The sequence below is a fragment of the Thalassovita autumnalis genome (assembly GCF_001458255.1).
In the GTDB taxonomy this organism is placed as follows: domain Bacteria; phylum Pseudomonadota; class Alphaproteobacteria; order Rhodobacterales; family Rhodobacteraceae; genus Thalassobius; species Thalassobius autumnalis.
This window is the reverse complement of record NZ_CYSB01000007.1, coordinates 1-12,057: the sequence shown is the minus strand read 5'-3', so window position 1 is coordinate 12,057 and position 12,057 is coordinate 1. Positions and strand designations below refer to the sequence as shown.

The window sequence follows — 12,057 nt, the reverse complement described above, 5'->3', positions numbered from 1 at the left end:
ATGGAACTGGCGCCCCGAAAAAGCCTGAAACCGCCCCGATACCGGACGGATACGCAGCACCCAAGAAATCTTCGACACATGAGATCGACCAGATTCAGCAGGCCAAAGTTGCGCGGTTTGATGCCCAGCTCACCCAGCTTCAAACGTTGAATGCCCAAAAAGCAAAACGGATCGAAGATCTGCAAGGCGAAGTCCTCGCTCAATCAGCGCTGCTGGAAGTGAAAAGCAAAGAGCTGGAGCAGCAAACAAACAACTTCAGTCAACAGCAAACCTATGTTGCTGATTTGGAACGTTTGGTGGACGATCACGAAGGGCAAATCGCTCTACTGACCGAAAGCAAGGAAACCCTTGCTCAAGACCTGAAAGACCAGCAGCAATCCGCGTCAAACGCTGCGGAGGCTGCTAAGTTAGAACATGCACGCCTGCTCCGTACCGAAGCTCTGCTGCGGCGTCAACTGAAAGGTCAGTTGGAGGAGTTGAGGCTCCTGCATTCGACGCAAGATCAAAACCGAGAGCACATTCGCAACTTAGAAGGTGAAGTGGCGCATATAATGGGGTCTCACTCCATGAAAATCACGGCCCCCTTGCGGGCATTGCGCCGCTTTTTGGGTCGAGGATAAATTATGCCGCTGTCTCTTTGGTCCCGCACACTCAAATCCCTCAGCGACGCCGCCCCGATTGGCGCAATTGTGCACCTAGGGGCTGGTGAGGGCCGTCTCGTACCGGATTTCCTAAACGCGGGCGCTCGACACATTGTGCTGCAGGAACCAAACAGGGCTTTTCACACGGCGCTCAAACGCCTCAGCGAAGATGAACCCACAATAGAGCTGCTTGAAAGCGCGCTTTCCACAGCAAGTGGGCAGCAACCCTTTATGAGTTTCAATGTCGCCCGACAGTCCAGCCTGCGGCAACCCACGCAGCTGTTGGCGCTTTATCCGGCACTCAAAGAGGTCCGCAAAACGGTTCTGGAAACGGTCACGCTGGATCAGATGCTTCAGTCCGTCGCAATGGACGCGGACCTTGAGCACATCTTGATCATCGATTGTCCGGGCGAAGAAAAAACAGCCGTAGACCAACTGGCAGATCTGCCGCCGGCAAAGGCATTTTCGCATGTATTCCTGCGGGCCGGGTGCCTGCCGCTGTATCACGGAAGCCTTGGTGTCGATGCGCTTGCCGAACAGTTGAAGACCCAAGGATTTGAGATCAAAGGGGAAAGCCACGCAGATGCGGATTTCACCCATTTGGTCTTAACCAAGCCTCGCGTGGCACCAGAGCAAACCAATGACGGTGAAACCGCCGAAGGCGAAGACCCGCGTGTCGCTGAAATACGCGATCTGCATCGCAGATTGGATCAGAGTGAGCGTTTGGCGGAACGTCTGCACGCCGATCTCGAAGACCTCCGGGACCGCTATGGTGAATTGCTGAAGCACAGTGAAAATCAGGCAGACCTGCTGGGCCAGCTGGCCGGACGGCTGGGCGCGAAAGAGCCGGAGTGATGACCGAGTTGACGCCGCCTGCCCCAACTACGCCAGCCAATATCGCTGCGGATGAGCGCCCCATGGATTGGGCGCGGAGGGCGCTGCAAGTTGCCGGGGTAAAACCCGCCGCACCCTCGGATCTGCCGGCTCTGTCCCAACTGCTGGAGCAGGCTGCCGCCCTATCGGAACCGACCGCCGCAGATCCCATTCGAACCGTGCATCACCTGGCCTGTACGGGCGGCACGTTGATCAGCCGTTGCATCGCCGCAATGCCAAATATCCGGTTGTTGAGCGAAACAGACCCCCTTTCAACCATCAACAAACATCCGTTTGCCCCTTCTGACCTCGTTGGGTTGGTCCGGCACGGCAGCCGCTCAGCTGAACAGAGTGAGCTGGCGGATCTGTTTTTTGCAGGCTTTGAAAAACTGCGTGCGCAATCGCAGGCCACTGGCCACTATCTGGTCCTGCGAGAACACAATCACAGCCTATTCCATACCGGCAACAGCATCGCCAGACGGCCGGGCCTGCTGGACCTGGTGAGTGAACACCTGTCACCTCTTGTGAACAATGGCGCCCCAACCGCCAGGATCTTGAGCTTGGTGACGGTGCGCCACCCAATCGAATCTTACCAAAGCGTGGTTCTCAACAAGTGGCACCGGCAGTTCAAACCCTCCACTCTGGAAGAATACGCGCGGCGGTATCATGCCTTTCTAGACCGGCACGATGCCCTGCCCATGCTCCGCTATGAGAGTTTTGTGGCAGACCCGTCAACAACGATGAAGAGCGTTTGTGGCATCTTGGAGCTACCGTTTAACCCGGACTTTCAGAACCTGTTCCAACACATCAAGCTATCGGGTGACAGCGGACGCTCCGGCAATGTTATTGCGGCACGGCCAGCGCGGGTACTGGAGCCTGCACTACGGCAGGAAATGACAGACAGCCCAGCCTACATCGCACTGTGCGAACGTCTGGACTACCCAACACGCATGGATGTGGAACAGCTGTAAAGCGCGGCCCTTCTCTGCAAGCGCTCGGGACGCCAACGTAGCGCACTGTCGGTTCACGTTTCAGTAAAGCAAATACCTCAGTTTCGGTGATCACCAGATCTGCCAGTTTCGGAGGCCGCATGTCCAACACCCCTACCCTTGCTTTGCCCTTTGTGATGCCCGCTCAGGCACAGAAACATGTCACGGTGAATGAGAGCTTGCTGGCGCTGGATGGGCTGGTTCAGCTGCGCATTGATGGTCTGGCGCATGTGGTGCCGCCTGCGGTGCCAGAGGATGGTGCTTTTTACGGCGTTGGGCCGGGCCCCAGCGATGGTTTTGCCGGCCAGGATGGTCATTTGGCGCGCTGGCTGGATGGCGGCTGGCAGTTCAGCACGCCGCAGGCGGGGCTGATTGCGCTGGATCTCAGCACGACCCGGCTGGTGGTCTGGCACGATGGCGCCTGGCACCCCCCGGCCCTGCTGCATCAACAGGAATTGGGGATTGGCACCACACCCGATGCGGTCAATCGCTTTGCCGTATCCTCTCCCGCCAGCCTGTTCAGCCATGCGGGCAGCGATCACCGGATGGTGCTGAACAAATCCACGTCTGCGGACACGACGACCCTGATGTTTCAGTCGGGCTGGTCGGGCCGGGCGGAAATGGGGTTGGCGGGATCAGACAGCTGGTCGCTGAAACTCTCGGCAGATGGTGGCAGCTGGCTGACCGCGCTTAGCGCCGATCCTGTAACCGGCCATGTGGGCATCGGCACCGCCAGCGCGTCCTGTCCGTTGGAGGTCGCCGGGCCAATGCGTTGCGGGCAAAGCAGCAGCGCCGCGCGCCCCTCTGCCAGCACATGTGGTGCTGGCGCCTGCCTTTATGACAGCGACCTCAATCAACCGATCTGGAGCGATGGCAGCCAATGGCGTGATGCCAGCGGCACGTTGGTGTAGCCGTGGCCTAGCTGCAAATACAAAGACGCCGCCCTAATATGGGCGGCGTCCGTGACAGCCCCGAGGGGTCGCTTACGCCGTTGCCGTCACATTCGTTGTGCCCGCAGCTTTCGCCTGTGCCTTCAGGCGACGCCGCTCTTCCGGGCCAAAAATCACCAGATAGAAGACCGGCGCGGCCACCAGCGTCAGGATCGAGGCAAAGGCCAGACCGCCCATGATCGTCACCGCCATGGAGACGAAGAAGGCATCGCCCAGAAGCGGCGCCATGCCGAGGATTGTGGTCGCCGCCGCCAGCACCACCGGGCGCAGACGTGAGGTCGAGGCGCGCACAATTGCCTCGCGCAGTTCAACCCCTTCGGCGCGGACCAGATCGATCTCTTCCACCAGAACGATGCCGTTCTTGATCAGCATGCCCGACAGGCTCAACAGGCCCAGCAGCGCGGTGAAGGAGAACGGGATGCCCGTGGCCAATAGGCCGATCGCCACACCATTCACCGCCATCGGCACCAGGAGCCAGATGATCAGCGGCTGACGCAGCCCGTTGAACAACAGGATCGAAATCAACACCATAATCAGGAGAGAGATCGGCAACTGGCCACCCAGGCTTTCATTCGCGTCGGCCGAGGCTTCGTATTCACCGCCCCACTCCATCGTGTAGCCGGCCGGGATCTCAATCGCCTCAACCGCAGCGCGGACCTCATTGAACACCTGCGATGCAGTCAGATCCGCCGGGATATCGGCCCCCACAGTGATGGTCGGCACCCGGTTGCGTCGGTGGATCAGGGTGTTTTGCGGCTCATAGCTGATGCCGTCAACAATCTGTTCCATCGGCACCAGAACACCGGTTGGTGTTGCCAGAATCTGATCCATCACGCTCAAGCCAGCCTCAGGCGAAGTGCGCACGATGATCGGGATCTGCCGGTCGCTTTCGCGGTAGACCCCGGCGCGCATGCCGTCGGTGGCGAAGTTGAAGATGCTGGCCACATCATCACGGCTGATCCCGGCGGTCTGTGCCCGCTCCGTCACGTAGTTTGGCCGCAGCACCAGCTCCTGCTCGCGCCAGTCGGTGCGGGGCAACAGAATGTTGGGTGAGGCCTCTTCCATGACCCGCATGGCCTGATCGGCCAGGTTGCGCAGCACCTCAGGATCTTTGCCCGAGTAGCGCACCTGCACCGGCGCGCCCCCCCCTGGACCAAAGACCAGACGCGAGGTGCGGAATTCACCATCCGGCATGGCTTCTGCGGCGAAGGCTTCCAGATCAGCCTGCAACTGCGGAATTTCATCCAGCGTATCGGTGCGGATGATCAGATGACCGTAACCGGGGTTGGAGGGTTCGCTGGCGTAGGTCAGCAGGAAGCGCGTGGCGCCCTGCCCCACAAAGGTGGAGTAATTGGTGACATCTTCACGTTCCGCCAGCCAGTCTTCAACGATCTTCATCTGTGCCGAGGTGGTGGCAATCGGCGCGCCCTGCGGCAGGGTGTAATGCGCAAAGAAGATCGGTGTGTTCGAGTTGGGGAAGAACTGCTGCTTCACCTGACCAAAGCCATAATAGCAAGCCGCCGTAACAGCAAAGAGGGCCACGATCACCAGCCAGCGCAGCCGCAAAGCCAGACGCAGTGAGGCGCCAAAGCCACGGAACAACAGACCGGAATAGGCATCAGCGGCCTCGGCATGGCCCACCTTGAAGAAGTAGTGACCCAGCAAAGGCGTCGCCGTAACAGCCAGAATCCAGGACAGCAGCAGCGAAATACCGATCACCGCAAAGAGCGAGAACAGGAACTCACCCGTTGCATCCGGGCTAAGGCCGATCCCGGCAAAGGCCATAATACCGATCACCGTCGCGCCCAAGAGTGGGATCTGCGTTTTGGCCGCAGCCTCATCCGCCGCATCCCGGCTGTTTTTGCCCCTGAGCATCGCCGTTTGCATGCCCTCCGCGACCACAATGGCGTTGTCCACCAGCATACCCATCGCGATGATCAGCGCGCCCAGCGAAATCCGCTCCATCTCGATTGAGAAAAGCGCCATGAACAACAGCGTGCCCACCACGGTCAGAAGCAAGGTCGATCCCACAACAATCGCAGCGCGTGGCCCCATGAACAGGCCCAGAACCACCACAACGATGCCCACTGACATAGCAAGGTTCACCAGAAAGTTGGTCGAGGCTTCATCCACAACAATATGCTGCTGATAGATCGGGTGCAGTTCCACACCAAAGGGAATGTCCGCCTGCAATTCGGCCAGTCGGGCATCCACCCGGTTGCCCACGGCAACGATGTTTTCGGTCGCCAGACCGGCCACACCAAGGGTGAAGGCCTCCACCCCGTCGTGACGGATGATCGCCGCCGGATCGTTCTGACGGCCGCGATGCACATGGGCGATGTCGATCAGGTTCAACACCTCACCGCTGACCCCCAGCGTCAGCCCGGCAATGTCATCCACACTGTTGCTGCCGGTCGGGGTTTCGATCCGCACCTTGATGTCATTCTGGCGCAACGACCCTGCCGGCGCGATGGAGTTGGAATTGGCGATCTCATTCAGGATCACTTGCGGCGAGATGTTCTGATGCGCCATCAGCGCCAGATCCGGCTCCACAAAGATGGCCTCATCCGGCAGGCCCTGAACCTCCACATCTGCGACGCCTTCGACCGCGAGCAATTCACGCCGCAGGAACCGTGACAGATTGTATTTTTCCGCATCAGTATAGCCTTCAGCGGTCACCGCAAAGAAGATGCCGAACACATCGCCAAAGGAATCGTTCACGCTGGGCTGGGTCGCGCCCTGTGGCAGGCGACCACTGGCATCAGCCACTTTGTTGCGCAGCTCAGTCCAGATCGCCGGCAATTCGGTGCCGTCATAGGTCGAGCGGATTTCCACATCGATCCGCGACACGCCGGGACGGTTGGTCGAGGTGATGCGATCCACCGCCCCCATGCCCTGAATCGCCGCTTCCAGTGGTTCGGTCACTTCGGTCATCACCTGTTCGGCGCTGGCGCCGGGATACTGCGTGACCACAACTGCGGTTTTGATGGTGAAGGCCGGGTCTTCAAGACGACCCAGCGAGAAGAAGCCCCAGATGCCGCCAAACAGGCAGATCAGCATGATCAGCCATGTGGTGACCGGGGTGTTGATAGAGGCGCGTGCAATGTTCATGACGGCCCCCTTAATCTACAAAACCGATGAAGCGGCGTACCGTCTGGCCATTGCTCAACGCATTGGCACCGGTCATGGCGATCTCTTCCCCCAGTTCCAGACCATCCAGCACCTGAAACTTGCCGTCACGGTCGGCTTCGATGGTGATTTTGCGTTCGCTCACAGTGCCTTGGTTGCCGGTTGTCGGGGTGAAGACCATCACATGGGTGCTGCCATCATTGGCAATGCGCAGCGCGGTGCTGGGGACCAGCGGCAGACCCTCTTCCTGCAGGATGGTCGCCAAAACAGTAACCGAAGATCCGGGCAGAACATTCAGGCCTTCGGGCTGATCCAACCCCAGCGTCAGCTGGAAGGTCTGACCAACGGTCGAGGCCTCAGCAACAAATTCGCGGATCTCCAGCGGGTAGAGCGCATCCCCGACCGGGAACCGCGCCATCAGCTGCACATCGGTGCTGCTGCCGGCGCGCTGGAACAGAACCTCAGGCACGTCAATTTCGATGCGCAGGTCTGACATATCATGCAGGCGCACAATGGCGTTGCCCGCCCCGACCGTGGTGAAATTCGCCACGTTGCGGCTGGCCACCAGCGCATCAAACGGCGCGTGCAGCGTGGCGTGTTCCAGCGAATACTCCGCGTTGCGCAGTGCGATCTTGGCCAGACCAAACTGGGTTTCGGCGTCATCTGCGGCCACCCGCGACACAGCGGTGCCGGTCAGCTGATTGAAACGATCCAGCGTCCGTTTTGCCTGTTCAAACTGCAGTTCAGCCTGATCCAGTTGCAGTTGAAACGGCTCCTGATCCAGATGTGCGATCAGCCCACCCTTGGGCACGATCTGCCCCTCAATCACCGGGAACTCAACGATCTGCCCGGCCACCTGAAAGGCCAGATCCACTGTTTCCTTAGCCGCCACCTGACCAAAAAAGGTCCGCGTCACGCCTGCGCTGCTGGCCTCGACGGTCATCAGCTTCACAGGGCGCACCACCTCAACCGGGGTTTCGGCATCCGCCTCCTGAGCCTGCGCTGCCAAGGGTAGCGCAGCCGTTAAAGCCACAGCAGCCGCGATGGCCGAGGTTTTCAGCCGAAATTCGCGCAGAGCATGAGGGGGAAACATCTTCATTTGCGACTCCTGTCCAAGAGCGTTTCGTGAATATTTTTGCGGGCCTTATCCATCAATCTGGCAAAGGCTTCGGTGTCTTCTGAGTCAAAACCGGTCACGGCGTGGAAAATCTCACTGGCTTTCTCAACCAGTTCCGCACGTGTGGCTTGGCCTTTCTCGGTCAGCGACAACAGCCAGGCACGGCGGTCGCTGGGATCCCTTTGGCGTTCTGCAAGCCCTTCATCTTCCAGCATATCCACAATCGAGGTCACTGTGGAAGGCAGCAGATTCGACGCCCGCGCCAGATCCCCCATACGGATCGGCTGTTCCAACCGGATCAGCACCCGTTTGACCGGGTCCGGCAAGGCATCTTCAAGGGCGAGGCCTTCAATTGCCGCAAGCACTTGCGTGTAAATCGCATCCACCCCCAAAAGGCTGCGCAACTCATCGCTGAGAGCTGCTTCCACAGCTGGATCAAAAAGGGGATTGGATTCGCAATTCACGGGAGAACCTCAAAATTTTCCCGGCTTTTACTTCATTTTCCGAAACATTCAATAGGAGAAATTATTCACGCTTCCGTGAACAGGCGGATATCTGACCAGCCGGTGGTAGTACAAAGCTTTTTGGTTTCCCCTCATTGGCTTCCTTTGTAAGATCTCCGAAACTGTTTCCGATGACCTGCGTGTAGGAATTCCAATGAAAATTGCCGTTGCTGGCCTGGGCTATGTGGGCCTATCCAATGCTGTTTTGCTTTCACAAAATCACGATGTCACGGCGGTGGACATCACCGAAGCGCGCGTCAACCTGGTCAATCAGGGTCAAAGCCCGATTGAGGACGCAGAACTCTCAGAATTCCTGCAATCCGGCAAGTTGCACCTCAGCGCCACAACTGATGCGCAATCCGCCTATCAGGACGCCGACTTCGTCATCGTCGCCACACCCACCAATTACGATCCCGACAACAACTTCTTTGATACCTCCAGCGTTGAGACGGTGATTGAACAGGTCATTGCGATCAACCCCAAGGCCACCATTGTGGTGAAATCAACGATCCCCGTGGGTTTTGTCAGCGGGATCCGCCAGAAGCTAGCGACCGATCAGGTGATCTTCAGCCCCGAGTTTCTACGCGAAGGTCAGGCGCTTTACGACAACCTGCACCCCAGCCGGATCATCGTAGGCGAACGGTCGGACCGGGCCCGCGTCTTTGCTGATCTGCTACTTGAAGGTGCGGTGAAAAAGGACGTTGAGGTTCTGTTCACCGATGCGGATGAGGCTGAGGCGATCAAGCTTTTCGCCAACACCTATCTGGCGATGCGGGTCGCCTTCTTTAATGAGCTGGACAGCTACGCCCTGGCTGGTGGCATGGATTCGCGCCAGATCATCGAAGGGGTCAGCCTCGACCCCAGAATCGGTGGCCATTACAACAACCCCTCCTTTGGCTATGGCGGCTATTGCCTGCCCAAGGACACCAAACAGCTGCTGGCCAACTACAGCCAGGTGCCGCAAAACCTGATCCGCGCTATTGTTGAGGCCAACACCACCCGCAAAGATTTCCTCAGCGCCGAAATTGTCGCCCGCGCGCCCAAACGCGTCGGCGTCTACCGGCTGGTGATGAAGGCCGGATCTGACAATTTCCGCCAATCCTCAATCCAAGGCATCATGAAACGCATCAAAGCCAAAGGCATTGAGGTAGTCGTCTATGAACCCGCCCTGCCTGATGAGGAATTCTATCGCTCGCGGGTGGAACGGGACCTGACGGCGTTCAAAGCGGACTGCGATCTGGTGATCGCCAACCGGCTGACGGATGAGATCGCTGATATCAGCGACAAGGTCTTCACTCGTGACCTCTTCGGTGCCGACTGACCCCCGCAGACAAAATCCAATTCGCCGGATTTTCTGATAAGATACCGGCGGAAACGCTTGTGTCGGGCAAACAAGTCCCGCAAAAATCATCTATCTGTTTATGTGATTGATCAGTCTGGGAGGCAGGAATGGACAGTGTTGCGATGGGTCCAGATGGCCAAGCCAATCACCTGCTGGGATTGATGCGATCACAGCGCAATTCCGGCTCCCTCAAATCATATACGGAATTTTTGCCCGGGCTGTTTCTGAACTCCGATCCGGCGCTTGAACTGCGTGGCAAGTTCAAATCACCGGCTGATCAACTGCTAGAGCTGACGCTAAAACCTCACGGCAACGGCAATTGGTGCGGGCTGCATCTGGCCCTTGGTCCGATGCGATTGGATAATCTGGGGATCTTTGGCTTTGCCCTCAGGGGGCATGCACGTGAAATGACGATGCTGCGCGCCTGCCTGCGGTCCGGCACGGACGAAGGTTTCGTTGATTGCTTCTTTGACAAACACGTCCTGCTACGCGCCGAAGAGGCAAGCCACATTGATGCCCTGTCTTTGAACCAGAACACCAATATTCCGCAACATGCCAACTGGCGCGAATTGGTGATCTTCCTGCCGACACAGGCCTGCCAATTGATGCTTGCAGATCTGCGCGTCTTTGCGGTTTGAAGATGGACCTCGCGCTCGCCATTCCTGTTCACAATGACGCGGCCGGGCTGGACAGGCTGCTTCAACAGGCACGTGATTTTGGCATTTTCAAACAGGTCATTGTGGTGGATGACGCATCACAGCCGCCGATTGCCACGCCAACAGACCCGCAGCCTTATGACCTGGAGGTCTTGCGCCTAACTCAGTCAAAAGGCGCAGGGGCGGCGCGCAAACGCGCCATCGCCGCATTGCGCTGTTCACATGTGCTTTTTTTCGACAGTGACGATCTGCTGACCAGCGATTTGCCGGGCCTCTGGCAGGATCTGCAACTTCACAATGCGCAAAACGATCCCTTTGATTTCTGCCTGTTCCGCCACCACGACAGCCGGCGCGGCGACATGGGCGGCTGGGGACAGATGCGTTTTGATGACCGGATCTGGCGCAAAGCGCGGCTCAGCGGCCAGAACCTCTGCAGTTTGGACGAACAACAGTCCCATTTGTTGTCTCAAACCGCAAACTACCCCTGGAATAAGGTCTACAGCCGTGATTTTCTACAGCGGGAAAACCTGCGGTTCACCGAGATTGAAGTGCACAATGACATTGAGTTTCATTGGGCCTCCTTCATCACAGCGGATCGCATTCTGGCCTCCAACCGGATCGCTGCGGTTCATTTCATCGGGCAGACAGATCGGGCCAAACAACAGATCACCGGGCGCAAGGATCTTGCCCGTCTTCAACTGTTCAAGGCGCTGTCGGCACTGGAACCCCGGCTAACGACCCTGGCACAAACCGCCGGGCAGCAAGCGGCAGACCTGTGGCGGCTTAGCCTGCTGAGCTTCGTCAGCGACCTGATGCTTTGGGTGCGTGAAACCTTGGACCCGCAGCATTTTCAAAACCTGCAGACCGCCCAACACCGCTACTTTGACAGCGTGCTAACCGATGAGTTGCTGGAGCTGTTTCATCAGCGTGATCCGGTCATGGCGCTGCAGATCCTGTTGCAAATGGCCGAATCTAGCGAAATCGATCGCCCTGCTAGGGTGACGTCGCCCAGCACCAATCCCGTTGCCGCAACACCCCAGCCCTCCCTGTCCGGAGTATCGGTTTGAAGACCCCAAGTCCCTCTCTCATCACCCTCACGCTGTGCCCCTCTGCCGATTTGGAAGAAACCCTTGCTGAGGATCCACGGGGGGTTGTCGCCGCGGATCAAACCGCCAGCGTTGCAGATCTGGAGGCGATGGTGCGCGCGAACTGGGCCGCGATCAAGGATGTCGCGGGGGCTCAGGCTGTTGTTGTCCTGCCCGACCTGCCCGCGCTGGATGAGCTGTCCCTGCGTGCCAAGGAAACCGGGATTGAGGTGGTGCGACTGGAAACACCCCTGCCCGACCGGCAGCAGATTGGTGACATGATCCGGCGCGAAAAGGACACCCCCTATGTGATCCTTCTGGAGGAGGCGGATCGCCTGACACCCGGCGCGCTGGCGCATTTGCTGACCCGTTTGGAAAATCGCAACAGCTTGGGGGAATTGCCAGATCTGCTGGTCCTGAACCAGGCGCATTGGCTCAGCGATCCGCAGACCGTTTTGCCACATCCTGATGCCACGGCGATGGCCGCGTTGCCCACAGGCCGCAAGGGCCCAAACCTTGAGGATCTGATGCGTCTGTTGCCAGATCCGCAACGCCTGATCCGACGCGAGGCTGGGCCCAATTCCATCAACGGCTGGCAAAACCCGCACGCAGGCTGGCCCGTCTATGAGGCGCAGTTGCAGGACGCGCAGTCATTGCTGGTGCTGCGCCGCCCCCTGGTCTTGCGGCGCTGGCGGCCCGCAGCTGTGATCTCGGGCCTAGGCTCAGGACTCATAGCCAGTAAATAACGAGTGCGGCGAGAGCGATGGCTGAC

General features: G+C 58.7%; 11 protein-coding genes. 8 read left to right on the top strand and 3 right to left on the bottom strand.

Annotation, left to right across the window (positions count from 1 at the left end; all coding sequences use genetic code 11):
* The 4 genes from TL5118_RS21290 to TL5118_RS02475 form a co-directional block, all read left to right on the top strand.
* On the top strand, nt 1–620 hold a 620-nt coding region (locus TL5118_RS21290; protein ID WP_165590008.1), incomplete at its 5' end, for a hypothetical protein.
* 252 nt (nt 621–872) lie between these two features.
* Nucleotides 873–1,496 (top strand): hypothetical protein, encoded by a 624-nt coding sequence (locus TL5118_RS02485; protein ID WP_058242646.1) that lies wholly within the window; start codon nt 873–875, stop codon nt 1,494–1,496.
* The gene (locus TL5118_RS02480) at nt 1,496–2,485 is read left to right on the top strand and encodes a sulfotransferase (protein ID WP_058242647.1); all 990 of its coding nucleotides are present in this window, start codon (nt 1,496–1,498) and stop codon (nt 2,483–2,485) included. The genes TL5118_RS02485 and TL5118_RS02480 overlap by 1 nt, the downstream gene beginning before the upstream one ends.
* 119 nt (nt 2,486–2,604) lie before the next feature.
* On the top strand, nt 2,605–3,414 hold the full coding sequence (locus TL5118_RS02475) for a DUF2793 domain-containing protein (RefSeq protein WP_058242648.1): 810 nt from the start codon (nt 2,605–2,607) through the stop codon (nt 3,412–3,414).
* A gap of 72 nt (nt 3,415–3,486) precedes the next feature.
* Here TL5118_RS02475 and TL5118_RS02470 read toward each other — a convergent pair whose 3' ends face one another.
* The 3 genes from TL5118_RS02470 to TL5118_RS21040 are packed head-to-tail and all read right to left on the bottom strand — an operon-like array spanning nt 3,487 to nt 8,127.
* Nucleotides 3,487–6,564 (bottom strand): efflux RND transporter permease subunit, encoded by a 3,078-nt coding sequence (locus TL5118_RS02470; protein ID WP_058242649.1) that lies wholly within the window; start codon nt 6,562–6,564, stop codon nt 3,487–3,489.
* 10 nt (nt 6,565–6,574) lie between these two features.
* On the bottom strand, nt 6,575–7,675 hold the full coding sequence (locus TL5118_RS02465) for an efflux RND transporter periplasmic adaptor subunit (RefSeq protein WP_058260715.1): 1,101 nt from the start codon (nt 7,673–7,675) through the stop codon (nt 6,575–6,577).
* A gap of 2 nt (nt 7,676–7,677) precedes the next feature.
* Entirely contained in the window at nt 7,678–8,127 is a 450-nt protein-coding gene (locus TL5118_RS21040) for a MarR family winged helix-turn-helix transcriptional regulator (protein WP_131727395.1), read from the bottom strand.
* A 229-nt stretch (nt 8,128–8,356) separates the two neighbouring features.
* Between TL5118_RS21040 and TL5118_RS02455 the strand changes: the two genes are divergently transcribed.
* The 4 genes from TL5118_RS02455 to TL5118_RS02440 all read left to right on the top strand — a co-directional run bounded on the left by TL5118_RS02455 (nt 8,357) and on the right by TL5118_RS02440 (nt 12,031).
* Entirely contained in the window at nt 8,357–9,523 is a 1,167-nt protein-coding gene (locus TL5118_RS02455; RefSeq protein ID WP_058242651.1) for a nucleotide sugar dehydrogenase, read from the top strand.
* Between the two features lie 128 nt (nt 9,524–9,651).
* Nucleotides 9,652–10,182 carry a hypothetical protein gene (locus tag TL5118_RS02450; RefSeq protein ID WP_058242652.1) on the top strand — a complete coding sequence of 177 codons (531 nt, stop codon included), beginning with the start codon at nt 9,652–9,654 and terminating at the stop codon, nt 10,180–10,182.
* 2 nt (nt 10,183–10,184) lie between these two features.
* Nucleotides 10,185–11,267, top strand: coding sequence for a glycosyltransferase family 2 protein (locus tag TL5118_RS02445; RefSeq protein WP_058242653.1), 1,083 nt, complete (start codon nt 10,185–10,187; stop codon nt 11,265–11,267).
* Nucleotides 11,264–12,031, top strand: coding sequence for a hypothetical protein (locus TL5118_RS02440; protein ID WP_058242654.1), 768 nt, complete (start codon nt 11,264–11,266; stop codon nt 12,029–12,031). The genes TL5118_RS02445 and TL5118_RS02440 overlap by 4 nt, the downstream gene beginning before the upstream one ends.
* The last annotated feature ends 26 nt before the right edge of the window (nt 12,032–12,057 follow it).

Coding starts and splice junctions, on each gene's coding strand:
- TL5118_RS02445 (WP_058242653.1), top strand. CDS start 10,185: ATGGACCTCGCGCTCGCCATTCCTGTTCACAATGACGCGGCCGGGCTG.
- TL5118_RS02470 (WP_058242649.1), bottom strand. CDS start 6,564: ATGAACATTGCACGCGCCTCTATCAACACCCCGGTCACCACATGGCTG.
- TL5118_RS02455 (WP_058242651.1), top strand. CDS start 8,357: ATGAAAATTGCCGTTGCTGGCCTGGGCTATGTGGGCCTATCCAATGCT.
- TL5118_RS02485 (WP_058242646.1), top strand. CDS start 873: ATGAGTTTCAATGTCGCCCGACAGTCCAGCCTGCGGCAACCCACGCAG.
- TL5118_RS02450 (WP_058242652.1), top strand. CDS start 9,652: ATGGACAGTGTTGCGATGGGTCCAGATGGCCAAGCCAATCACCTGCTG.
- TL5118_RS02465 (WP_058260715.1), bottom strand. CDS start 7,675: ATGTTTCCCCCTCATGCTCTGCGCGAATTTCGGCTGAAAACCTCGGCC.
- TL5118_RS02480 (WP_058242647.1), top strand. CDS start 1,496: ATGACCGAGTTGACGCCGCCTGCCCCAACTACGCCAGCCAATATCGCT.
- TL5118_RS02475 (WP_058242648.1), top strand. CDS start 2,605: ATGTCCAACACCCCTACCCTTGCTTTGCCCTTTGTGATGCCCGCTCAG.